This window comes from Ensifer adhaerens (genome assembly GCF_001270265.1).
GTDB classification, from domain to species: Bacteria; Pseudomonadota; Alphaproteobacteria; order Rhizobiales; family Rhizobiaceae; genus Ensifer; species Ensifer adhaerens_B.
In genome coordinates this window covers 262346-285487 of sequence record NZ_LGAP01000003.1, presented here as the reverse complement: position 1 = coordinate 285487, position 23142 = coordinate 262346, and the positions used below count along the sequence as shown (strand labels likewise).

At 60.4% G+C, this 23142-nt stretch carries 20 protein-coding genes and 1 pseudogene; 14 read left to right on the top strand and 7 right to left on the bottom strand.

What is annotated here, in order from left to right:
* Positions 1-11: 11 nt before the first annotated feature.
* Both AC244_RS10060 and glsA read right to left on the bottom strand, forming a co-directional pair.
* Positions 12-1631 (bottom strand): MFS transporter, encoded by a 1620-nt coding sequence (locus AC244_RS10060; protein ID WP_234716903.1) that lies wholly within the window; start codon positions 1629-1631, stop codon positions 12-14.
* A gap of 53 nt (positions 1632-1684) precedes the next feature.
* Positions 1685-2682, bottom strand: a pseudogene (gene glsA, locus AC244_RS10055) (glutaminase A).
* A 109-nt stretch (positions 2683-2791) separates the two neighbouring features.
* On the opposite strand from glsA, the gene AC244_RS10050 reads away from it, so the two are divergent.
* Positions 2792-3523, top strand: a complete 732-nt coding sequence (locus AC244_RS10050) for a hydantoinase/carbamoylase family amidase (protein WP_053248665.1) — start codon at positions 2792-2794, stop codon at positions 3521-3523.
* 129 nt (positions 3524-3652) lie between these two features.
* Here AC244_RS10050 and AC244_RS10045 read toward each other — a convergent pair whose 3' ends face one another.
* Both AC244_RS10045 and AC244_RS10040 read right to left on the bottom strand, forming a co-directional pair.
* On the bottom strand, positions 3653-4330 hold the full coding sequence (locus AC244_RS10045; protein ID WP_053248664.1) for a phosphoribosylanthranilate isomerase: 678 nt from the start codon (positions 4328-4330) through the stop codon (positions 3653-3655).
* 19 nt (positions 4331-4349) lie between these two features.
* Positions 4350-5204 (bottom strand): MurR/RpiR family transcriptional regulator, encoded by an 855-nt coding sequence (locus AC244_RS10040; protein ID WP_082366806.1) that lies wholly within the window; start codon positions 5202-5204, stop codon positions 4350-4352.
* A gap of 146 nt (positions 5205-5350) precedes the next feature.
* On the opposite strand from AC244_RS10040, the gene AC244_RS10035 reads away from it, so the two are divergent.
* From AC244_RS10035 to AC244_RS09995, 9 genes are all read left to right on the top strand, one after another.
* Complete coding sequence (locus AC244_RS10035; protein WP_234716902.1) at positions 5351-6550, top strand: ABC transporter substrate-binding protein; 1200 nt, start codon at positions 5351-5353, stop codon at positions 6548-6550.
* Between the two features lie 137 nt (positions 6551-6687).
* Positions 6688-7590: a carbohydrate ABC transporter permease gene (locus AC244_RS10030; protein WP_053248663.1), complete on the top strand. Its 903-nt coding sequence runs from the start codon at positions 6688-6690 to the stop codon at positions 7588-7590.
* A 3-nt stretch (positions 7591-7593) separates the two neighbouring features.
* The gene (locus AC244_RS10025; RefSeq protein ID WP_053248662.1) at positions 7594-8430 is read left to right on the top strand and encodes a carbohydrate ABC transporter permease; all 837 of its coding nucleotides are present in this window, start codon (positions 7594-7596) and stop codon (positions 8428-8430) included.
* A 46-nt stretch (positions 8431-8476) separates the two neighbouring features.
* A complete protein-coding gene (locus AC244_RS10020; protein WP_053248661.1) occupies positions 8477-9679 on the top strand; it encodes a trans-sulfuration enzyme family protein in 1203 nt (400 codons plus the stop codon).
* A 10-nt stretch (positions 9680-9689) separates the two neighbouring features.
* A complete protein-coding gene (locus AC244_RS10015; protein ID WP_063934095.1) occupies positions 9690-10718 on the top strand; it encodes a carbohydrate kinase family protein in 1029 nt (342 codons plus the stop codon).
* Positions 10719-11067: 349 nt separating this feature from the next.
* Positions 11068-12174, top strand: coding sequence for a polyamine ABC transporter substrate-binding protein (locus tag AC244_RS10010; protein ID WP_063934094.1), 1107 nt, complete (start codon positions 11068-11070; stop codon positions 12172-12174).
* A gap of 36 nt (positions 12175-12210) precedes the next feature.
* The gene (locus AC244_RS10005) at positions 12211-13281 is read left to right on the top strand and encodes an ABC transporter ATP-binding protein (RefSeq protein ID WP_234716901.1); all 1071 of its coding nucleotides are present in this window, start codon (positions 12211-12213) and stop codon (positions 13279-13281) included.
* 9 nt (positions 13282-13290) lie between these two features.
* Positions 13291-14178 (top strand): ABC transporter permease subunit, encoded by an 888-nt coding sequence (locus AC244_RS10000; protein WP_053248659.1) that lies wholly within the window; start codon positions 13291-13293, stop codon positions 14176-14178.
* A gap of 9 nt (positions 14179-14187) precedes the next feature.
* Positions 14188-14982, top strand: a complete 795-nt coding sequence (locus AC244_RS09995) for an ABC transporter permease (RefSeq protein WP_053248658.1) — start codon at positions 14188-14190, stop codon at positions 14980-14982.
* Positions 14983-15047: 65 nt separating this feature from the next.
* On the opposite strand, the gene AC244_RS09990 is transcribed toward AC244_RS09995, so the two are convergent.
* A complete protein-coding gene (locus AC244_RS09990; RefSeq protein WP_053248657.1) occupies positions 15048-15944 on the bottom strand; it encodes a helix-turn-helix transcriptional regulator in 897 nt (298 codons plus the stop codon).
* A gap of 202 nt (positions 15945-16146) precedes the next feature.
* Here AC244_RS09990 and AC244_RS09985 point away from each other — a divergent pair, with 202 nt between their 5' ends.
* From AC244_RS09985 to AC244_RS09980, 3 genes are all read left to right on the top strand, one after another.
* Entirely contained in the window at positions 16147-17868 is a 1722-nt protein-coding gene (locus AC244_RS09985) for an amidohydrolase (RefSeq protein ID WP_053248656.1), read from the top strand.
* Positions 17869-17943: 75 nt separating this feature from the next.
* A complete protein-coding gene (locus AC244_RS35080; RefSeq protein WP_161807853.1) occupies positions 17944-18321 on the top strand; it encodes a cupin domain-containing protein in 378 nt (125 codons plus the stop codon).
* 3 nt (positions 18322-18324) lie between these two features.
* Complete coding sequence (locus tag AC244_RS09980) at positions 18325-19731, top strand: NAD(P)/FAD-dependent oxidoreductase (protein ID WP_082366804.1); 1407 nt, start codon at positions 18325-18327, stop codon at positions 19729-19731.
* A 244-nt stretch (positions 19732-19975) separates the two neighbouring features.
* Here the strand turns inward: AC244_RS09980 and AC244_RS09975 are convergent, their stop codons facing one another.
* A complete protein-coding gene (locus AC244_RS09975) occupies positions 19976-20521 on the bottom strand; it encodes a MarR family winged helix-turn-helix transcriptional regulator (RefSeq protein WP_053248715.1) in 546 nt (181 codons plus the stop codon).
* Positions 20522-20693: 172 nt separating this feature from the next.
* On the opposite strand from AC244_RS09975, the gene AC244_RS09970 reads away from it, so the two are divergent.
* The gene (locus AC244_RS09970; protein WP_053248714.1) at positions 20694-21029 is read left to right on the top strand and encodes a cupin domain-containing protein; all 336 of its coding nucleotides are present in this window, start codon (positions 20694-20696) and stop codon (positions 21027-21029) included.
* A gap of 37 nt (positions 21030-21066) precedes the next feature.
* On the opposite strand, the gene AC244_RS09965 is transcribed toward AC244_RS09970, so the two are convergent.
* Entirely contained in the window at positions 21067-22821 is a 1755-nt protein-coding gene (locus AC244_RS09965; protein ID WP_053248655.1) for a hybrid sensor histidine kinase/response regulator, read from the bottom strand.
* Positions 22822-23142: the final 321 nt, after the last annotated feature.

Sequence of the window (23142 nt, the reverse complement as noted above, 5' to 3'; positions counted from 1 at the left end):
GGTGGGCGCGTTCAGTTGTCTGGTATTTCCCCTGGTCGATAATTTGGAAGCCGACCCGGTGGTAGCAACGCCAGAAGCGCAAGTCCGGCCATAATCAAAAAACCGATCTTCAGGGCCAGAAGCCTTGCTTCGGTATTGATACGCAACGCCTCCGCCTTTTGCTCAGGCGTGGCAGTCGTTGCTTGAATCACCGATGCCAGCTGATCGTTGCTAACGAATGTGATGCTATCGAGATTGACCTGGGACTGGATTTCGATCGGCAGCGTTGGGTTCGCCGCCAATTGACGCATGACCGCGGAGCTTAGGAGACCTACGAGTAGAGCTCCGGAAACGGCGGTACCCACGGCGGCAGCGAGGTTGTTGGTGGTCCCCCTCAAAGACCCAACGTCCCCGGCCAGTTGCTTCGGCGAGGCCGTCACCAACACGTTGAACAAGAGAGTGACCAGCGATCCTTGGCCAACTCCGAACAGGATGAGCCCCAACAATACGGGACCGGAACTCCAATCGTTGCGCACAACAAAAGCGAGCCACAACAGCGCGATCGCGCAGGCCGCAAAGCCGAACCGCCCAATCTGTCTTGGAGTGATCCTGTCATAGAACCGAACGATCAGCATCGCCGCAAAAAAGACGGTCAGGTTGAAGGGCAACATCGCGACAGCAGTCGCGAGCGGTGAGCGTCCCTGGACGATCTGTATATAGAGTGGGACGGAAAAATTAAGCGCGGCCTCAAGCGCGACGACTGAGAACATCGCGTAAACGGCGGCCCTTTCCTGAGGAGAATCGAGCACCTCGAGTGGCAGCAGAGGTGTGCGGTTTGACGCTTCGCGACGCCGGGTCCAAAGGAAGAAGGCCTGCCCCAATACAATGCCAATGACAATCATGGCCGGTGCTGGCGAAACGCCAAGGATATCAAAGGGAGCGTTTGGGCTTGCCAAGACAAGGCCCCAACCATTCAGGTTGTTAAATCCGAAGCTGATCAGAACGATTGCACTGGCCGCAAACAGCACGCCGATCATGTCGATTTTTACCTCGGGGCGGCCTTGATCCGGCTTTAGGCGGAAGCTCAGAAGAAGAACGATGGCTGAGACGACGACGAGGATGCCAAAGACCGGCCTCCAGCCAATATAGGTGCCGAGCACGCCACCGATCAAAAACGCAAGCACGCCGGCGCCCGCGCGGGCAGATCCCAAGGTGCCAAGGGCCGTAGCCTGCTGACTACCCCGATAGTTTTCCGCAATCAGTGCGACAAGGGCGGGAACGATGACAGCACCCGCCGCGCCACAAAGGCCCTGTGCGGTGATCATGGCCGTGGCATTCGGACTAAGCGTCATGAGGATTTGTGCCGATCCGAACACGACGACGGCGATGCGAAATACCTGCAACGCGCCAAAGCGTTGAACGAGCTTTGCGCCGAGCATGACGAAGCCTGCCACGATCATAGAATAGGCAACGATCCCCGTGGCGACCACAGTTGGCGCCACACCGAAACTGTCGACCATCCCTCCCAATGCCACCGGCAACGAGGCGACGTTGAATGACATTATCGCTTGGCCAAAGGCGATCGCGATCATGGGAACCCATGAAGCGCGAACGTCCATGTCGGTGTCAGGCGCGGATGCGGCAGTGGACATGGTCTCGCTCCCTTGTGAATCAGATCGAAATTGCGATGTGCCCCTGGCGACGGTTAACTGCCGGAAGAGGAAATCAGCAGATCAAGCCCCAGCCGTTGCGACAGGAACTGCGCAACGAGTTGTCCCTTGACGCTATTGCCAGCTTCATCGAGAGGCGGTGCGAACGTACCCAATCCGCCTTTTCCGGGTGAAACCGTCACTATTCCGCCTCCGATCCCGCTCTTGCCGGGCAGGCCGATTTCATAGAGCCAATCGCCCGAAGTTTCGTACAGGCCCGCTGTCAGCATGACGGCCAAGGTGTAGTGGCAAACCTCCTGCTTGACGACCTGCTCCCCGGTCACCGGGTTGATGCCGCCGTTGGCAAGCGTCGCCCCCATGACCGCGAGATCGCGTGCACTGACATTCAGCGAGCATTGCCGCGTGTAAAGCTCCACAGCTTCGGTCGGATCGCAGTAGATGCGCCCGACGCTATGGAGCATCCAAGCGATGCTTCTGTTTCTGGAGTTGGTTTTCGAGGCCGAGTCATAAACCTCCTCGTTCACGCGGAGGTCCTTGCCCGCAAAGCGGGATAAACCCTGGAGAATGAATTGCCATCCGGCTCAACACTTTCTCCCGGAACGAGGCTGGTCGTGGCGATTGCACCGGCGTTGACCATGGGGTTCGTGCGTCCCGCGACATCTCGTTCGACGCCCGTCAAAGAGTTGAACGCATAACCCGTGGCATTGACGCCAAGTCGGTCACGGGCTCCGGTCGCGCCGATCACATCGCAAATCAAAGCGAACAGAAACGGCTTTGAAACACTCATGATCGTGAATTCATGTTCGGCGTCCCCGACCGAGAAAATGCGTCCGTCGAGCCCCACGACACAAATACCGAACAGATCGCTCGGTACGTTCGCAAGCGCCGGATAGACTTGAGAGTTGTGGCCGAGATCAACGTCGGCGAACCGCTCGTGTGCGGAAGTCACCAGTCTAGAAACTGCATCTGCGGGGGGTAGGCGACCAGTCGAAACATATGCGTTCTTGTCGCGAGACGAATCCAAGAGCTCCATGCACTTCTCCCCTGTCGCAGAGACGAATTGTGGCGGGCCTGAGGAATTCTTGCTGTGATTGTGAAGGTAGAACGAAATTGCCACTTTCACAAGTGGAGCAAAAATCCCAATGCGCGATGCCGCAAGGCCGACGCCGGATATCGGTTTGCACTATTGCTATGTCGAGCTGCACATCGAGCAGGGACCCATTCTCGAAAACAACGGAAAGACCATCGGCGTCGTAACCGGCGGGCAGGGGATCCGCTGGTACGAAATCTCGCTGCATGGCGAGGAAACCCATGCCGGACCGGTTCCGATGAGGCTGCGGAAAGATCCCGTGCCGTTGCACGCGCGAATGATCGACCTTGTCCATGAGATCGGCGGTCGCGATCCGCAGGCACGGTGCACCATTGGGCAGATCCGAGCTCTTCCCAGATCCATCAATGTCGTGCCGGGCCGTATAGAGATGACGGTCGACCTGCGGCATCCCGACGAAATCGAGTTGGAAGCAATGCATGATGCGCTGATGCGTGGTTGCAGCGACCTGTCGCGCAACTACCCGGCAATAAGGCTAGACGTCACGCCTCGCTGGCACTCGCCCGTTGTCCGGTTCGACACGAACCTCGCAAACCTGGTCAGGTCCTGCGCCGAACGTCTCGGCTTTGCCGCGCACGATATGGCGTCCGGGGCGGGCCACGACGCCTTTCATCTGGCACGACGGATGCCGACGGTGATGATCTTTGTTCCCTGCCGTGATGGCATAAGTCACAATCCGCAGGAATACGCCTCTCCCCAGGACGTTGCGGCTGGGGCCGATGTGCTGCTGTCGGTGGTCCTGGATAGGGCCATGTCGCGCGGATGAACGGCCACCTCCTTGGCAATCCGTCGCTCTCTGAACGCCACCGTCGGGTGCGGTACGGTTGAATTCGCAAGCCAAGCGGCCCGAGGACGCGCAGCGGTGCTGCGCGCCGGAATGCGCCTGGCTTCAACTTCAGGCGTGCTTGGCCGCGGCCACGAAGGCCGCAATCTTGTCGATGTCCTTGCGAAAGCCGCCTTCCGGAAGCGGGCGGTTCGTATGGGTGAGTGAGTCGACCGCCCAGGGCCGAACCGCCTCGATCGCTGCAGCGACATTCTCCGGCTTGAGGCCGCCCGCCAGGATCACCGGTCGCTTGCTGCGTTTGACAATTTCGCGGCTGAGCGACCAGTCATGGGTGACGCCGGCCGCACCAATACCACCGATATGGGCCGCGACGGAATCCAGGATGAAGATGTCCGCGAACGGCTCGAACCTTGCGGCGTGATCGAGTGCCTCGGGGCCCGTCATCGGAATGGCCTGGAGGATCTGCAGGTCGGGATACTTTGCAAGCAGCTTGGTGCGCAACGTTTTGACATGCTCGGGGGTCACGAGTTCGATGTCGCCACACAGGTGCAGCACGTCGGGCTGCACCGCGTCCACCATCTCGGCGATCGCCTCGAGATCACTCTCAACCGACAGCGCCACTCGTTGCGCTTTCCCCTTGAGGGCATCGGTAATTTCGCGCGCCGCGGCGTTACTGATCTCTCCGGGCAGACCCCGGTTCGAAGGCGTGACGCCGAGATAATCGACGCCGGCTTCGGCTGCAGCAAGCGCCTCAGTCACTGTCTGCATGGTATAGATTTGTGTTTTCAAGGACTTGCTCGTGTTTTGGCTAGATGGATTTCGGGAGGATCGCCTTGACCATGCGCTCCTCGGTGAGTTGAACCCGCTCGGTATTGCGTGCGGCGAAGACGGAATAGAGCGCGTCGACCAATGTCATCTGCGCGATCTGGGCTGCCATCGGCTCGCTGCCCTGCTCATGCGAGACGCTGACCAAAACGACGTCGGCGAGGCGGGCGAGCGGTGAGCTGCTGTTGCCGGTGATACAGAGCGTCGAGGCGCCACGCGACTTGGCTTCCTGCAGCACCAGAACCGGATCGCTGGTGATGCCCGAATAGGAGATGGCGACGACGAGATCGCCTGGTCCGGTCAGCGCCGCATGCATGATCTGCAACTGGGAATCGACCGGCGCATCGCAGCGCAGACCCAGCCGAATACAGCGTTGATAAAATGCCTGCGCGACGATGCCGGATCCGCCGACGCCTCCGACCAATATGTGCCTGGCACCGGCCATCAGATCGATTGCTTCGGCCAGGGTCTTTTCATTGAGAACGCCGAGCGTATCGGTCAGGGCCTGGCTGATGGCCCGAAACAATCTGGCGGCAGCCTGCAGGTCGCTTGTCTGCGGCTCGGTCGATATTTCGGCTTGAACGGTGCGCGGCTCCTGGGCCAGCGCCAGCTTGAGATCGGTGAACCCCTCGAAGCCGGCGGTGCGACACATGCGCAGCACGGTCGTATCGCTGACATCCGTCGCCTGGGCGATTGCCGACATCGACTGGCGGATGGCGCTGTCGCTGTTGTCGAGCATCCAAAGCGCCACGCGTCGTTCGGAATCGGACAATTTCGGCAGCACGCTTCGAAGCCGGCTGCTGGCTGGGATGCTGTTGCCTCGCAAATCATTGATCATTGACGGGGCCCTTTTCGGGTTCGCGGTGCGCCTGGCGAGGAGGCTAGCACAGTCATGTTGTGGTGTCACTATAGACATGATTGATATGATGTGGCATCACTGCATTGACGCGATGAGATGCGCTGCTGGACTTCTGGGAGGATGTCATGGGACTGAAGCGTTTGTTGATTGCTGGTGCGGCCGTGGTGCTGACCGCCCTTCCGGCCGCGGCCGGTGAACTCTCCTTCTGGCACGCCTATGCGGGTCAGCAGGACAAGGTCGATTTCATCAACTTCGCACTGGACGAATTTGCCAAGGTCCATCCCGACATCAAGCTGGATGTCGTTGCGGCCGAGCAGTCGGCCTATAAGACCAAACTCAACACGGCCATGGCGTCGGGCAATCCGCCTGACGTGTTCTACACGCTGCCCGGCGGATTCCTGAACGCCTTCGTCAATGGCGGGCAGATGTATGCGCTCGACGCGGACCTTGCCAAGGACGGCTGGGGCGACAGCTTCCTTGAAAGCGCGCTCGCGCAGACAAGCAAGGATGGCCATGCCTACGCCGTTCCCGTCGATGTCGACTCCGTCGTCTTCTGGTACGACAAAGCGCTCTTTGCGGAAAAAGGCTGGACGGTGCCGTCGAGCTACGATGAGCTTCTGGCATTGGCCGAGACGATCAAGGGCGAGGGCGTTGTCCCGTTCGCGCTTGGCAACAAGGACGCCTGGCCGGCAACGTTCTGGTTCCAGTATCTCGAAATGCGTCTCAAGGGATCCGGTGTGGTCTCCTCCTTCGTCAACAAGGATGCCAAAGCCACGCTCGGCGACGAGGCAACCAAGGCGCTGGAACATGTCGCCGCGCTTTCGAGCAAGGGCTATTTCCCGATCGGCTTCAACGGCATGGGCGACCAGGAAGCCAACATGCTCTTCCTCAACGGCCAGGCGGCCATGATGCTGAACGGCACGTGGCAGATCGGCGCCTCCGCGGATGCGCCTGAAGGCTTCAAGCTCGGCTACTTCGCATTCCCGACAGTCAAGGACGGGGCTGGTGACCAGTCTGACGTCCTGGCCGGCGTCGCCGCCACATTCGGGATCTCGCAGAAGGCCGAGAACAAGGCCGATGCCGTGACCTTGCTCAAGTTCCTGACGTCGCGCCAGGTCATGACCAAGTATGTCGAGCTTCGAAAGACAATGGTCACTGTGAAGGACGCGACGACTGAGGCCGCCGCAGGCCCGGTCCTGTTCGATATCAGCAGCAAGCTGATGGCTGATGCAGGCCACCTCGATCCCTTCTACGACACGGCGATGCCGCCGGCTGCGACCAACATCTACCAACATCTACTACACATCGCTCCAGGGCGTGCTTGACGGCTCGGTGCCGCCGGCCGATGCGGCCAAGCGTCTCGAGGATGCGCTGCGGGCCGACAAGTAATTGGCCCCAGCGACATGATCCGCTTGCGCGGCAAGCCGCTCGCCGCGCAAGCCCTCCATGGAGCGTAAGATCGATGAGTACCAGCAAAGGCTTTGGCAACAGCCACAACAGGGCGGCACTCCTGTTCCTGTCACCTGCATTCCTGCTCATTGCAGCCTTCGTCGCCTATCCCGTCGTCTATGCCGGTTGGCTTTCGCTTTTCAGTTGGGACGGAGCGTCTGCACCCATCTTCCAAGGGGCAGGCAATTTCGTCCGCCTGGCCGGCGACCCGATCTTCTGGCGAGCGCTTGGCCGCAACCTTCTCGTCGCGCTTTCGGCGATGGTTTTCCAGGTGTTTCTGGCGCTTTGCATCGCCTACTGCCTGGTGCGCATCGTGCCCGCCTTCAGCCGGATATTCCTGTTCTTCTATCTTGTACCGGTGATGGTCAGCGAGATCTGCATCGGGCTGCTCTGGCGCTTCATGTACAATCCCTATTTCGGCCTGGTGAACGCGGCATTCGGCGCGCTTGGGCTGGACGGCCTGAAGCGCGGTTGGCTCGGCGAATCCGGCACTGCGTTTTCGGCCGTGGTGGTGGTGATGAGCTTCACCTATCTCGGCCTCTACGTCCTGCTTTTCGTGGCCGCGGTGAGGAGTGTGCCCGAAAGCGTCTATGAGGCTGCCGAGATCGACGGGGCCGGCCATTTCACCAAGTTCTTCTCGATCACCATCCCGATGGTCGGAGACGCGGTGCGTGCCAATTCTCTCCTTGCGATCATCGGCTCGCTCAAGACCTTCTCACTCGTCTTTGTCCTGACCAATGGCGGCCCGAACCATGCAAGCGAGGTGGTTTCCACCTACCTCTACAAGATGGGCTTCGGCAGCTTCGAGATGGGCTACGCCGCAACGATCGGCTTCACGCAGATGTTGCTGACTGCGATCGGCGCTTGGCTCGTCTTCCGGTATCTGAAAAGAGCCGGCGTCGGCGGGAGAACTTGAGCCATGGGTGCCGTTCGCCGCTGGACTGTGACCAACACGGTGGTCCTTGTTCTCCTGACGCTGCATGTGCTGCTGGTGGTGTTCCCGTTCATCTGGATGATCTACAGCACCTTCAAGACCAACAAGGAGTTCATGCGTTCGGTCTGGTCTTTGCCCACGAGCTTCTCGCTTGACGCCTATGTCGGCGCCTGGAGTGGCGGCGCGCTTGGCGGTTATGCTGTCAATTCGCTACTGATCATGGCAGGAGCGACGATTATCACGGTGGCCGTCGCGACCTTGGCGGGCTATGCGCTAGCGGTTTATCGTCCGCGCTGGATGCCTGCGGTCGAACTCGGCCTGACGGCGGCCATGGCGATACCCGCCTATGTGGCGCTCGTGCCCTTGGTGGTGATGCTTCGTGGCGCCGGACTGCTGGACACGCATATGGGTGTCGTCCTGCCGACCGCCGCCTTCAACGTGCCGGTCACGATCTTCATCATGCAGGCCTTCTTCAACACGCTTCCGCGTGAACTCTTCGACGCGGCGCGCATGGATGGTGCCTCCGAGTGGTCGATCTTCGCCCGTGTTGCGCTGCCGATCGCCCGCCCGGCGATGTTCACCGCGGCGATCGTCAACATGATCTGGGTCTGGAACGATTTCCTGTTTCCGGTCGTCTTCATCAACAGTCCGGCGCGCAAGACGCTGCCCGTGGGGCTTACCGATTTCGTCGGCGAGCACATCACCAATTATCCGGTGATGCTGGCGGCAATCCTGATCGCGGCAATCGCGCCGCTCGTCCTCTTCATCTTTTTCGAACGCCAGATCACCGCCGCTTTGCTCGGCGGTGCCGTCAAGGAATAGCCTTTAATGACTTGGGTAAAGCCTGGTCCAATGCAGGAGAAGTTTCATGTCGCCTAAAGAGCTCGATTTTGCTAGCCGGGCAGTCTTCTACACCCCGGAGGAGCATTCCCAGTCGATCAGCTATCCGATCTACATGTCGGCGAACTTCCAGTATGGCGGCGACATCTACGACCAGATCGTCGCCGGCGCGCGCAAGGAAGTGAATATCTATTCGCGCTGCGGCAACCCGACGGAATACAAGTTCGAAGAACACATCGCCCAGCTGACGGGTGGTACTGCCTGCCTGGCGACGGCTTCCGGAATGGCCGCGATCTCGCATGCGCTGTTCGGCATCCTGAAGGCGGGAGACCACATCGTTGCGGATCTCACCACCTATTCGAGCACGCACGAGTTCTTCGATCACCGCGCGGCCGATTTCGGGCTGAAGGTCAGCCTTGTCGATTGCACCGATGTCCGTGCCGTCGAAAACGCGTTTACCGATGAGACCAAGGTTCTCTACGTCGAGGCGATCGCCAATCCGACCATGAAGGTGCCGCCGCTCAAGGCGCTGGTGGAACTTGCCCATGCGCGCGGCATCGTCGTGATTTGCGACAACACTTTCGCATCGCCTGCGGTTTGCCGACCCCACGAGTTCGGTGTCGACGTCGTCGTAGAAAGCGCGACCAAATTCATCGGCGGCCACAATGATGCGGTCGGCGGGGTGATCACGCTGAAGTCCGACATCCTGCCTGCCGATTGGCTGGAAGACGTGCGCTGGAACACCCTCAACAAGCTCGGCGCACCGCTGTCACCGTTCAATGCCTGGCTGTTGCTCCGCGGTGCGCAGACGCTTGCGCTGCGTCTTGAAAAGCAATGCGCCAATGCGCTAGCGCTTGCAAAACATCTCGAAGCCCATCCCAAGGTCAAGCGGGTTTTCTATCCGGGACTGCCCTCGCATCCGAACCATGCCTCGGCGAGCGAGCAGTTGCGCGGCGGCGGCGCCATGCTCTCTTTCTGCGTCGAGGACGAGGCTTCGGGTGTGCGGCTGCTGAAGCGCCTGAAGCTCGGCTCGTTCGCGGCGAGCCTCGGTGGACTGCGCACCACAACGCAGATGCCCGCGACCATGGCCTTTCTCGACATTCCCAGCCAGGAGCGCGAGGCGATGGGCGTGGTCGATGGCCTGGTGCGTTTCTCGGTCGGTATCGAACATGTTGACGACATCATCGCCGACGTAGATCAGGCGATAGAACAAATGCATCTCGATATCTAGGGTTTGTGCAATGGCAGCGATCGTCCTCCTGGGGGATATTAATATCGACCTGGTGCTTGATATCCCTGCGTATCCGCCCGAGGGCGGAGAGGCGATCGCAACCGCCCAGCGGCACATGCTGGGTGGTTCGGCCACCAATACAGCTATCGCGCTTTCGCGCGCCGGCCACGACTGCCGGCTGATCGGCCGGGTGGGACAAGACGCATGGGGACAGCAGGCGCTGTCTTCGCTCGAAGACACCGGCGTTTCGACGGCATGGATCGGCCGGGACCCGTTGGAGCCGACGCAAACGAACATCGTGACCGTCGGCAAGGGCGGCGAGCGAACGATGTTTGCCTATCGCGGGGCCAACGCGCACCTGTCCCCGGCATCGATCGTCGGCGATACGTTTGACGATGCGGCGCTCTTTCATCTCTCCGGTTACGCCTTGTTGCAAAGTCCGCAGTCCGACGCAGCGATGAGAGCAATCGAGCTTGCGCAGGAGCGGCATATCCCCGTCACTCTAGATATTCCCGCCGGGATTGCCCTGTCGGTCGCGCCGCAGGTGCGCAATCTGCTGCCGAAACTCGACACCATCATGCTGGGCGGAGCCGATCTTGCGCCGCTGGCAGGAGCAGGCTCCGACACACCTGCCGAAGAGGCGATCAAGTCGCTGTTGCACCAGGGTGTGAAAAGGATCGCCCTCAAGCATGATGCCGCAGGGTCGTCTCTCCACCAAAATTCCGGGGTTGAAAGCGCGCCGTGGTTTTTCGTCGCTGCCGTCGACACGACCGGGGCCGGCGATGCCTTCGCGGCCGGGCACATTATCGGGCGGCTGTCCGGATTGCCCGGAGCTGAATGCTGCCGGCTTGCCAATGCGTTCGGGGCTATAGCGGTGACCCGGCAGGGGGCGGGAACGTCGATGCCCGTGCTGGCGGAGATTATGGAGCTGATTGGTGCCGACAACGGCAATAGGTCTGAGAAAGCCGGCTTGAGGGAAGAGCTGGAACGACCGTCACGCGTCAAGCCTCAATCCTTGCAGGATTCAAACCGAACATAGGCTGGCAGCACAAAGTACTTCTCTGTTCGCTCGAAAGAGCTCAGAGCGCCTTTGTCCGCCACACGGATTGCCAGGCCTTTTGCGCAGCTGCAAGCCATCATAGGCGCTTTCAATGTGGGTAAATCTGACCCGCACGCAATCTGTGCTTCGACTGTAGGTACTGTCTGCTGTGCACCAGTATTCGACGCGGTATAGTTGCACTAAGACACTTGGGAATATGGCTCTTTTTAGAGACGTTGGTCATGTGCCGCGTCACCGAACCGCCACCAGCCTAGCCAAAGGGAGTGTTGACCCTTCCCCGTTACCCCAGCAGGCTTTTTCCCAAGAAAAGTCATCCTTGGGAGGGAACATGTCTGGTTCGTGCCGTTCGCTGATGCACTCGGTTGCCGTCGCCTCGATCGCCTTGCTCTATGCGCACGCAGGAGCGAAGGCTGAAGATAAGCTCTTTATCTATAACTTCTCCGACTATTTCGCCGAAGACACAGTTTCGACCTTCGCCAAGCGCACGGGCGTCGACCCCCGTGTCGATTTCTTTGATTCGCTCGAAGTTCTGGAGACACGTCTGCTGGCAGGGGGAAGCGGTTTCGACGTTGCCTTTCCAAGCGCAACTGTCGGTGAGCGCCTCATCCAATCGGGCGCGCTGAAGCCGATCGATGCTTCCGGTCTCAAAAACTATAAGAACCTGGACAAGGATCTCCTGAAGCTTGTTGCCGAACACGACCCCGGCAATCAATATCTGATCCCGTACATGTGGCTGACGACCGGGATCGCCTACAATCCGAAGCTCGTCGAGGAGCGGGTTGGTGCCGCGCCGACGAACAGCCTGGACATGTTCTTCAAGCCGGAGCTGGCGCAGAAGTTTCAAGACTGCGGCATCGGCATCGTCGATGCGCCCAACGAAGTGATCCCGATCGCTCTGAACTATCTCGGTCTCGATCCCTATTCGACAAAACAGGAAGATCTCGACAAGGCCAAGGATCTGCTCCTGACGCTGCGCCCGTACATCCGCCACATGCAGAGCGGCCAGCTGGTGGCGGACATGGCCTCCGGCCAGCTCTGCTTGGCGATGATGTGGAGCGGCGACGCGGGCATTGCCGCCGCGCGCGCGGAAGAAGCCAACAATGGCATTGCGGTCAGCTATTCGATCCCGAAGGAGGGCACCATCATCTCCTTCGACACGATGGCCATCCCTGGCGACGCGCCCGACCCGGAGCAAGCCCTGGCCTTCATCGATTACGTTCTCGAGCCGAAGACCGTCGCCGACATCAGCAACCACGTGTTCTACGCCAATGCCAATGCTGCGGCGACACCTCTGGTCGACGAGGCGATCCGCACGGACCCAAACGTCTATCCGCCCGCCGAAGTCCGCGCCAAGCTCTTCGTCGACAAATCGCTTCCGCCGCGCCAGGCGCGCGAACGCACCCGGGTGTGGACCGCGTTTAGGGCCGGCAACTGAGTGCGTTGCCTGAGAAGCGGAAGCAGAAGGACATCCGTGTTGCAATCCTACGTATCAATTGAAAACCTATCCAAGTCCTTCGGTCTGTTCAGCGCCGTTGACGACGTTTCGATCGGCATCGGGAAGGGGGAATTCTTTTCGCTCCTTGGTCCATCCGGATGCGGCAAGTCCACCCTGCTGCGCATGATCGCCGGCTTCGAAACACCGACGTCGGGTGTCGTCCGGCTCGACGGGGATGAGGTTACCGACGTTCCGGCCCATCGGCGGCCAACGAACATGATGTTCCAGTCCTACGCGCTGTTTCCCCATCTGTCGGTGGGCAAGAACATTGCCTTCGGCCTGCAGCAGGACCGGTTGGCAAGCGGCGAGATCCGGCAGCGCGTCAGCGAGGTGGCCGAAAAGCTCCAACTGACAGCGTTGCTGGATCGCAAGCCGCAGCAGCTGTCCGGCGGACAAAGGCAGCGCGTCGCGCTGGCGCGGGCGTTGGTCAAGCGTCCCAAAGTGCTGTTGCTGGACGAGCCACTCGGCGCGCTTGACAAGAACCTTCGTACGGAAACCCAGCACGAACTGGTCAGGCTCCAGCGGGAGCTGGGGTTGACCTTCATCATCGTAACCCACGATCAGCATGAGGCAATGACCGTGTCGTCGCGCATCGCGATCATGCGACAGGGCAAAGTGCTGCAGATCGGATCGCCGGCCGAGGTCTACGAAACACCGGTTTCCCGCTACGTCGCGAAATTTCTCGGCGAGGCGAACGTGTTTGAAGGCGGCAGCGCTAGACGCTCCGGCAACGAGCTGAAAATCGAAAGTGCGGAGGCAGGCGGCTCGGTGCTTGCCACGGCCAGCGACCATATTTCGACCAATGGTCGCTACTGGGTGTCGGTGCGGCCGGAAAGAGTCGAGCTCAGCAAGCAGGGCACCGGCCTTGAGGGCGTCATCGAACAGTTCAGCTATGCCGGGGCCGGGCGGCATTACCGGGTGCGCCTGAAGAGCGGAGCAACGCTAGACGCTCGGCGCGTCAACTCAGGTGCGCAGGACGATCTGTCGGTTGGCGACACCGTGTTTGCGTCATGGATGCCGCAGGCCGCCCGTCTGCTGGCCGACTAGGGGAACGACATGATGCAATCAAAACCCGATCTGGGCCGGCGTGCACTGGTGCTCGTCCCCTATGGCTGGCTGGCCGTCTTCTTTCTCATGCCGTTTCTGCTCGTGCTGGCGATCAGCCTCTCGTCCGTTCGCCTCGGCATGCCACCCTATGAGCCGCTCTATGCATGGCAGGGATCGCTGCTCAGCATTCGCCTCAATCTTGAGAACTTCGTCTTCGTCCTGGGCGAGAATACCTATCTGCTTGCCTATCTCACGAGCCTGAAAGTGGCGGCGATTTCGACGGCGCTGATGCTGGCGATCGCCTATCCGCTGGCCTACGGCATCGCAAGTTGCTCGCCAGGGTCACGCTCCTTCCTCATCTTCCTCGTTATCGTGCCGTTCTGGAGTTCGATGCTGATCCGCGTCTACGCCTGGATGAGCATCCTGCGCAACGACGGACTCTTGAATTCGCTGCTCCTCAACCTCGGCATCATTTCCGAGCCGCTGCGGATCATGAACACCGAGACCGCGATCTATATCGGCATCGTCTACACCTACCTGCCGTTCATGGTGCTGCCGATCTACGCCAATCTCAGTGCCAGTGATCGCACCTTGATCGAGGCGGCACGCGACCTTGGATGCTCACGCATCGCGGCGTTCTGGCGCGTCACATTTCCGCTCAGCCTCCGGGGCGTCGCCGCCGGATGCGCGCTGGTGTTCATCCCGGTCATCGGCGAGTTCGTCGTGCCCGATCTCTTGGGAGGTGCGGACACTCAGATGATCGGTAGGACGATCTGGATCGAGTTCTTCAACAACCGGGACTGGCCGGTGGCCTCCGCCGTCACCGTGCTGCTTCTCGTCATCCTTGTGATACCGATCGTCCTTTTTCAGACACGTTTGTCTCGAACCTCTAAGTGAGGAGCGACTATGCCCCAGCCATCCTGGTTCAATCGGCTTTCCATCTTTGCCGGGCTCACCTTCCTCTACCTGCCGATCGTGGTTCTGGTTGCCTACAGCTTCAACGCTTCGCGACTGGTCACCGTCTGGGGAGGGTTCTCCACCCAGTGGTACACGTCCGCGATCACCAATCAGTCTATCGTCGAGGGTGCTAAGATCAGCTTTCTCGTGGCGGCGATCTCGGCAACATTCGCGACCGCGCTCGGATCGCTTGCGGCGATCGTGGCTGTGAGAATTCGGCGCTTTCGCGGTCATCACATCTTCAACGGCATGCTGGTGGCGCCGATGGTGATGCCGGAGGTGGTCATGGGCGTGTCGATGCTGTTGATGTTCGTGACGTTGGGCATCGATCGCGGACCGGTGACGATCACGCTTGCGCATGCGACCTTCACCATGTGTTTTGCGGCGGTGGTGATGCAATCCCGACTGGCCGAGCTCGACCCGTCGCTGGAGGAAGCGGCAAGAGACCTCGGCTGCCCGCCATTCCTGGCATTCATGAAAGTGGCAGTGCCGAACATGGCTCCGGCCTTCGTTTCGGCCTGGTTGCTGTCGTTCACGCTGTCCTTGGATGATCTCGTCTTGTCGAGCTTCACCACGGGACCCGGAGCTTCCACTTTGCCGATGAAGATCTACTCGCAGATCAAGTTTGGTGTGACCCCTGAGGTCAATGCCATCTCGACGATCATCCTCGGTGTTGTCGTCTTCGGCCTGGTGGCGTCACGCATCGTCTCCAGGCCATCGGCGAAGAGCAGTCTTGCCGTATAAGAGCACGGTCAGGTGGCCGAGCACATGCCGATCATAAGGCTTCGGCTGCCTGCAACGGACGCCCGTCAGTTGCAGGCAAGCTCGCCCGTTAGCTGCCCGCGCTTGGCGAGGTAGCCCGACAGCGGGTCTTCGTAGACGTTCCTGGCCGAAGAGACGGCATCTATGAACAACGCAAACAGCGCCGTCTGTGACGTGATATCCAGCTTCGCATAGAGATTGCGGCGGTGGAGCTTCACCGTTGCCGGCGAGATGCCAAGCCGCGTCGCAGCCCCTTTGACGGAATAGCCGCGCAATACGAGTTGGGCGACCTGGCATTCGCGCTCCGTCAGGATGCTGCGGCCGAAATTGCCGATCGCCTGGGCAAGCGCCTTCTGCAACGCGGAGCCCTCGCCATCGAGCGTCTCGGGTCTCAGGTCGCGGAAATGGCGGATGACTGCCGTCCGCAGGATCGGAGCAAGGCTCTCGAGCAACGACACTTCCTGCTCGCTGAAGGCTATGCTCGACCGCTTGCGGCCGAGGGAGATGGCGATCTTCGAGGCATCGTCGAGGCTGACGATGAAGTTGAACTCGTCGTGAAGCCCGGAGTGCTGATAGTATTCGCGGTAGTATTGCGTTCGATCGAACGATGGCGCGATCTGGCTCAGGCGATAAAGCCCGTCATCCTCGTTCTCGACCGCGAGCTGATAGAACGGATCGAGCCGGTAAGGTCCCTGAAGATAGTGCCGGATGTCGGACAGGCCGCGATGCGTCTGCCAATCGTTGAAGAGTATCTTCGGCGCACTGTCGCCCCGATAGAGCAGGATCAGCCCTGCATCCACTGAAACATGCTGCTTCAAGGCTTCGGCCAAACGCTCCTGGAAATCCATTCGACCGATATTGCCGATCAGTGACATCGCCAGTTCATTGATTGCAGGCGACTGCGTCACCGTGCCTGGCTCGCTCGTCGCGATACTCCCATTCATGCCTGCGTCCTCCCTCGCGCGAGCGTAGGTCAGTTTCAAAACAGCCGCAAGGGACGGCCGCAGCCTGTTGCTGAACGGGCAAGGATGCTTTCGGCAGTCGCCGATCGCGCGGACCTAGCCCTTTGGAGTATTCCGCTTCCGGCCGCATTGCCGCTTACTCCTTCCATCAGGTTCATCTGTTCTGACTTCGGGAGGGAAAGACGTGCGCACCAAGAAAACACGTGTTCTGCTGCACCAGCTTCTGGCTGGCACCATGCTCGCCGCGCTTGCGGCCGGATCATCTTTTACGGTTGCAAATGCAGCCGCCGACCTTATCGCCGTCAACGGCGACGTGCGGACCGTCGATCCGAACACGCCGCGAGCCGAGGCCTTTGCCGTCGAAGGCGGAAAGTTCGTGGCAGTCGGCACCAGCGCCGAGATCCGGTCGCTCGCCGACGGCAAGACCACGGTGCTCGATCTCGGTGGCAAGACGGTCACGCCCGGCTTCATCGACGGACATACGCATCTGACAAGCGGCACGGACTACGTCACCGGCGTCGATCTCTCCTACATCCCTGACAAGGAAACGTGGCTGAAGAAGATCAAGGAGGCGGATGAACGCCTGCCGCCAGGCGTGTGGATCACTGGAGGCGGCTGGGACTATACGCTTGGGGAAGGCAAACTTCCGACGAAGGAAGACATCGACGCGGTGGTCAAGGATCGCCCGGTCGTTCTGCGCGATATCGATTTCCACTCGATCTGGGTGAACAGCAAGGCATTGGAAATCGGCGGCGTCACGGCGAAATCCGAGGTGCCTGCCGGTGGCGAGATCGTCGTCGACGCCAAGACGGGAGAACCGACCGGGATCCTGCTCGAAGGTGCGGGCGACCTCGTCACCAACAAGAAGCCAGCCTATTCCGACAAGGAGCGCGCCGAAGCGCTGCTGCAGACCGTGAAGTTTGCCAACAGCGTCGGCCTGACCGGCGTTCACGACATGTCGTCCATCGCTGCCGCCTACGATTATCTGAAACTCGTCGAGGACAAGACCCTGTCGTTGCGGGTTTGGTACGGCTTCTTCGAAGACAAGGCCGCAAACATTCCGGCAGCGGCAAAGGATCGCGAAGCCGTCGACAGCCGTGTGGCTGCCAGCGGTGAGACAAAGGTCAAGGGGCCACTCCTGACGGTCGGCTACGCCAAATCGGTCGTCGACGGGGTGCTTTCGACCCACACGGCCTACCTGCTCGAAAATTACTCGGATCGCACGGGATGGAAGGGGGAGCCTTTCCAGTCGGAGGCGGACATGAGCGCCCTGATCAAGGCTGCCAACGAGAACGGCTTTCCGACCGCCGTTCACGCGATCGGCGATGCCGGCGTCCAGATGGCGCTGAACGCATTCGAAAAGGGGCAATCGCCCGGCAAGTATCCCAATCGCGTCGAGCATATCGAGATCATCAGCCCGCCCGATGTCGAGCGGTTCAAGAAGCTCGGCATCGTGGCGTCGATGCAGCCGAACCATGCCACCGGCACGATCGGAAAATACATCACGGAGCGGGTCGGCCATGAGCGCGAGTCCCATGCCTATGTCTGGAAATCGATGCTTCAGCACAAGGTTCCGGTCGTGTTTGGATCCGACTGGGCGACGTCGCCTCTGAGCCCGCTGACCCAGATCAACGATGCCGTTTTCCGCGAAAGCCCCTTCGGGCTCGGCGACGGTCCATGGCATCCCGAGCAGGCCGTCACCTTTGACGAGGCGCTGTTCGCCTATACCCAGGCCGGCGCCAATATGACGCCTTGGGCCGATGAGATCGGTTCGATTTCGACCGGTAAATGGGCGGACTTCGTCGTGCTTGACGCCAAGCTTCCAGATCCCGTCGATCGGACCATTCGTGAGCGGCATGTCGAGGCGACCTACGTCGCGGGAACGGAAGTCTATCGGGCGAAGTAGCCACATCCAACCGCATCCGGCGGGACCATGTTCCTCGTGTCCCGCCGACAGCTGACCATGCATCCAGGAGCATACATGTCCAAGGTAATGAAAATCGATCGCAATGGCGTCGGCCTGCGTGAACTGGAAAAGTGCAGCGTCGTGCCCGTCGAAGCGATCCTGTCGGGTTTTGCCGACGAGATGGGTGACGTCCACTTCGAAAGCGCCGACGGCTCGATCGTCGTCGGTACATGGCAATCGACGCCCTATGCCGAAATGCTCTCCTACCCCAATGGGGTGGAGTACAGCGTCATCCTTTCAGGCAAAGTCTCGATCACCAACTCGGACGGATCGGTGGAAACGTTTCAAGCCGGCGAAAGCTACTTGCTGCCACAGGGGGTGGAGGTCCGGTTCGAGGTGCTGGAGACGATGCGCAAAGTCTATGTCTTGCACACCGCGAAGACCGACGGGTGATCCATGGCGCACCCAACGCAACGATCATCGGCGGCATCGCTTGCCGATGTGAAGATGTCGCCGTTCTGGCTGGATCGGCCGGATGCTCCCGAAGCGCTGCCGCCGCTGACGGCCCATCGAAAGGCTGATTTGCTGATCGTCGGGGGCGGTTTCACCGGCCTCTGGGGCGCAATCCAGGCCAAGCAGGCGCAGCCCGGTCTCGATGTCGTGCTGATCGAAAAGAGCACCGTCGCCAATGGCGCTTCCGGTCGTCCGGGCGGCGTCGTCTCCACATCGGTGATGCACGGTCTGTCCAATGCGGTGCGCGTGTTCCCGAACGACATTGCCGAGCTGGAGCGACTGGGCAAGGAGAACATGCATGGTTTCATGCAGACCATTTCCGACCATGGCATCGACTGCCACGCGGAGTGGGGCGGCGAACTAACCGTCGCAGTGGACGCAGACCATATCGAAGCCCTTCACCGGGAGCACGAGCTGCACCTTCAATACGGGCATCAGGCCGTGTTTCTGGATCAGGACGCGGTCCAGGCGCAGATCGGATCGCCGCGATACAGGGCCGGGATCTGGTCAAAGGACATCAGTGGGACGGTGCACCCGGCGTTGCTCGCCTGGGGTTTGAAACGAACCGCCCTTTCTCTCGGCGTCGAGATCTTTGAGAATACGGAACTGCTGTCGCTCGACGAGGCAGGAGCGAGGATCGAGGTGAAAACGCCGTTCGGCTCGGTGACCGCACCCAAGGTGTTGCTCGCCACCAACGCGTTTGCCTCGGGCCACCCGGGCATCAAGCGTCGCGTCGTCGCCATCCGGGATCGTGTGCTCGCGACCGAGCCGTTGTCTGAACATCAGATGGCATCGATCGGTTGGAAGAACCGGCAGGGTGTCTATGACACCCGGACCCAGATGAACTACATGCGTCTGACGAAGGACAACCGGATCATCTTCGGGGGAAGACTGGGCTATGCCTTTGCGGGCACGACGTCATCAGGCGTGGATAGCGACGTCCAGACATACGAGCCGCTGGCCGCCGCTTTCTTCGACACTTTTCCGCAGTTGCAGGGCCTCCGTTTCACGCACGCCTGGAGCGGCCCGATCGATCTTAGCACACGCATGGCGGTGCATTTCCAGAGATACCACGCAGGCAAGGTCGTTTATGCCGGCGGCTATTCGGGTTTTGGTGTCTCCGCGTCGAGGTTCGGCGCACGCATAGCGCTCGACATTCTCGACGGGTCGAAGACTTCGGAGAGCAGGCTGGATTTTGCAACGCAATTGCCCAACGTCGTGCCGCCGGAACCTTTCCGCTGGCTTGGGGCACAAGTCACGATGTACGCGCTTGATACCGCCGACCGGAAGGGCGGATGGCGCAAGCCGTGGCTCAGGCTGGTCTCGGCAATGGGCTTCCCATTGAGTTGAGCGCCAACAGGCCCAGCGCTGATACCAACCTGCACTGATATTGACCTCTTGCGTGGGACCGTCTGCGGTCATCCGGCGAGGAGCATACCGCAGAGCGATGCCGTGGCGTCGGTCGAGGATTGCGACGCTGCCGGTGGCCGACACACGGCCCACCCGAAGGGCCGGGCGCTTTTGGCCGGGCGGTCGCCAGTCGTGCCGACGTTACCGGGGCGTGGCCATGATCATGAAAGCTGCCGCTGCACTCTCAGCTTTCGCGCGGCTCCTCGAGGCTCACGACGAGCTTGCGCAGCAGGTCTGCCAAAGTGGCGCGTTCTTCCGCATCAAGCCCCTGAAGAAAGACCAGTTCGTTCTCCATATCCACGCGAAATGCCTTCTCGGCAAGCGTTGCGCCAGTCGGTGTCAGGCAAACAACTACGCTTCGACCGTCGCGGGTCGATTTTTCGCGCGCAATCAGCCCCGCTTTTTCCAATCGAACGAGGCGGTGTGTCAGTCCGCCGGAAGACAGCATCAGCGTCGTGTACATTTCCGTCGGCGTGAGCTGGTAGGGTGGCCCGGATCTCCGCAAGGTCGCGATTACGTCGAACTCGCCTCGGTCGAGGCCGAATTTTGCAAAAGTGTCCTCGATGGATGGGCCAACCAAATTGGCAAGGCGCTTTGCGCGGCCGAGGATAGCCATGGGCTCCGTGTCCACACCCGGCAGTTCGCGCGCCCATTGCGCACGAAGCCGATCGACATGGTCTTCGGCATAGCCCGTCTCCAAGCCGCGGTTTTTATCCTGTGCCGACAGCATTTGCCTTGCGTCCTTCATCGTCATTTATGGCTTCCAAGCTTTCACATACATCGCGTCAGCGCTGCTGGAAAGGTATCTTTGCGCGAAGATATATGTCTTGACGAGAAGATAGTTTAATATATCTTCTCGCAAAGATAAATTTCAGATCTCAGCGAAGTGGGAGGAGTTCATGATGATTTCAGTTCGCCGACATCAAGAAGCCGAACCCGGCGCGAGCCGCACCGTGCGCTTCGAAGGCTGTGAGTTTGGCAGTGACGTATCGCTTTTTGTCGTCGATGCGGATCCCGGGCGCGGTTCCGCACTGCACGTGCATCCCTATGCGGAGACTTGGGTGATCCGCAAAGGCGAAGCAGAATTCACGATAGGCAATCAAAAAACACGCGGCTCGGCCGGCGATATCGTTGTCGGGCCTGCCAATATTCCCCATCGTTTCGAAAATGTCGGCGTCGACCAGCTGGAAATCGTCTGCATTCATCCGAGCCAGACGATCCAGCAGGTCTTGGTTTAGACCGGTTTCCGAGCCCCGTCAGGTGGGTTGGGCGGGTCTACGGCTCTATCCCGTTCAAGGTGGCGTGGATCGCTTCCCGTAGCTCCTCTCCGGTGATGGGCTTGTGCAGGATACGAACGCTACTTGCGCTAACCTCCTTGAGGCGCGACGGCGAGGTGTCGCCGGTGACGATGATTGCCGGAACGCGGCGACCGATGTGGGCGCTGAGGGCCTGGATCGCGTCCAAGCCTGTGGTGCCATGCTCAAGGCGGTAATCGGCAACGATAAGATCGACAGGCGCGTCGCCGGCCATTAGGGCTTCCGTATGGATTTTTAGCACCTCCCCAACAGATCGGCCGGCATAGATGCGATGCCCCTCCAGCGTAAGTAGCCGAACCATAGCGTCGAAGACGTCCTTCTCGTCCTCCACCAGCATGATGCCGGCCGTGATGTCCGCCGCGGGAGACGGCTGACCGGGTTGCAGAGTGGAGGTCACCGGGTGGGCTCTCGGAACCGTGATCGAGAACATGGAGCCGCGCCCAGGCACGGAAATCAATCTCAAGGGATGTTGCAGCAACTCGGCCGTCCGGCGAACGATGGCAAGACCCAGGCCCAGACCTTGTGCGCGGTCCCTTGCCGGGTTCTGCAACTGCACGAATTCCTCGAAGATCATCGCTTGCTGATCGGCAGGGATGCCGGAGCCCGTGTCCAGGACCTGGATTTCGGCCGTATTGCCGCGCCTGCGGCAGCCAAGCAGGATGCTGCCTGCTTTCGTGTAGCGGAAGGCGTTAGACAACAGGTTGTTAAGGATCCGCCGGAGCATCATCGGGTCACTGTCGAGGAGCAGATCGCTGTCGACGATCCGCAGTTCAAGGCCGCGCTGGTGTGCTTCCGCGGCGAACTCGTCACGAAGATCGCGAAAAAGGTCGCGCAACGCCACCGTCTCGTTTGCAACCGTGACGATGCCGGCGTCAAGCCGGGAGATATCGAGCAGCGCATTCAGCAGTCCGCTGAGATTGCCGACGGCGGACTTCGCCCGCGTTGCCAGATCGCGAGCATCGCCGGAAGAGACGTTTCCGCGTTGCCCCAAGATTGCAAGTGTGGAAACCAGCAGACTTAGCGCATGGATCGGCTGGCGCAGATCGTGACTGGCAGCTGCCAGAAAGCGCGTCTTGGCGCGATCTGCTGCCTGTGCCCGGTCGCGTTCCTCTTGCAAGTGGCCGACGAGACTCTCGTTCTCCAGTCGCAGGCTGACGGTTTCGCGCAACATCCGATAGGTGATGCGACAATAATAGAAATTGATCGCCACAAGGGAGGCGAGCAGGAACAGGAAAGCGCCGGAAATATCGCTGTCCGTCAGAATGCAGCGCGCGGCAATCGGCAGGACCGTCACGAGAATTGAGCCGATGAGCGCGGGCGGAAAAGCTGAAAGAGACGGTACCGTGCCACAGACGAGGCCGGTCAGCACGATAACCGTGAAGGATAGCACAATGGGCTCATCGGGAAGAAAACCGACCCAGCCGAGTGTGCCCCACATGAGGCCGGACGCCCAGGTGAATGCCGCTGCGAGCCAGGCCCATCGCATGATGGACCGGGCATCTCTTGGACGGCTGAAGAACCGGCGGGAGGCAAGGACACGTATGACGATGAGCAGGTAGAGCGCGCCAACCCATCCGGCCAGCCAGCTCGCGGATACGGCATGCCGAAGGACGGACACGGCGGCGAGGGAAATGACGATGTTGGAGATGACCACGCCATAGGAGTTGCGATACAGAAGCTCGATAAGAGCCTGACGGATCTTGTCTTCGTGCATTTTCCCTCTCCAGATGCTGGAGGGACGTCATCCGGCGGTCCGTCCCAGGACCAGTGGTTTATCGGAAACTTGTTTCCCATAGGTTGGCGACCAAGGAATTTACGTCGATCCCTTCGTGGAGGGCGATCAGATTGATCGCCAGAGCCGCGGCCTTGCCGTAGCGAAAGATCTGCTTCGCAGGCGGGTTCAATCGGCGGTTAGCGGCTACGATCTCGAACCGACAAGGGCGGATCCATCGAAGTGATCGGCCATTTCCGCCCAATCTCTGACCATCGCTCCCCGACAAGGCGCAGCATCGCGCATGGCGACTTGGTCCAAGCG

Coding starts and splice junctions, on each gene's coding strand:
- AC244_RS10060 (WP_234716903.1), bottom strand. CDS start 1,631: ATGTCCACTGCCGCATCCGCGCCTGACACCGACATGGACGTTCGCGCT.
- AC244_RS10050 (WP_053248665.1), top strand. CDS start 2,792: ATGCGCGATGCCGCAAGGCCGACGCCGGATATCGGTTTGCACTATTGC.
- AC244_RS10040 (WP_082366806.1), bottom strand. CDS start 5,204: ATGATCAATGATTTGCGAGGCAACAGCATCCCAGCCAGCAGCCGGCTT.
- AC244_RS10035 (WP_234716902.1), top strand. CDS start 5,351: ATGGGACTGAAGCGTTTGTTGATTGCTGGTGCGGCCGTGGTGCTGACC.
- AC244_RS10030 (WP_053248663.1), top strand. CDS start 6,688: ATGAGTACCAGCAAAGGCTTTGGCAACAGCCACAACAGGGCGGCACTC.
- AC244_RS10025 (WP_053248662.1), top strand. CDS start 7,594: ATGGGTGCCGTTCGCCGCTGGACTGTGACCAACACGGTGGTCCTTGTT.
- AC244_RS10020 (WP_053248661.1), top strand. CDS start 8,477: ATGTCGCCTAAAGAGCTCGATTTTGCTAGCCGGGCAGTCTTCTACACC.
- AC244_RS10015 (WP_063934095.1), top strand. CDS start 9,690: ATGGCAGCGATCGTCCTCCTGGGGGATATTAATATCGACCTGGTGCTT.
- AC244_RS10010 (WP_063934094.1), top strand. CDS start 11,068: ATGTCTGGTTCGTGCCGTTCGCTGATGCACTCGGTTGCCGTCGCCTCG.
- AC244_RS10000 (WP_053248659.1), top strand. CDS start 13,291: ATGATGCAATCAAAACCCGATCTGGGCCGGCGTGCACTGGTGCTCGTC.
- AC244_RS09995 (WP_053248658.1), top strand. CDS start 14,188: ATGCCCCAGCCATCCTGGTTCAATCGGCTTTCCATCTTTGCCGGGCTC.
- AC244_RS09990 (WP_053248657.1), bottom strand. CDS start 15,944: ATGAATGGGAGTATCGCGACGAGCGAGCCAGGCACGGTGACGCAGTCG.
- AC244_RS35080 (WP_161807853.1), top strand. CDS start 17,944: ATGTCCAAGGTAATGAAAATCGATCGCAATGGCGTCGGCCTGCGTGAA.
- AC244_RS09980 (WP_082366804.1), top strand. CDS start 18,325: ATGGCGCACCCAACGCAACGATCATCGGCGGCATCGCTTGCCGATGTG.
- AC244_RS09975 (WP_053248715.1), bottom strand. CDS start 20,521: ATGCTGTCGGCACAGGATAAAAACCGCGGCTTGGAGACGGGCTATGCC.
- AC244_RS09970 (WP_053248714.1), top strand. CDS start 20,694: ATGATTTCAGTTCGCCGACATCAAGAAGCCGAACCCGGCGCGAGCCGC.
- AC244_RS09965 (WP_053248655.1), bottom strand. CDS start 22,821: ATGCACGAAGACAAGATCCGTCAGGCTCTTATCGAGCTTCTGTATCGC.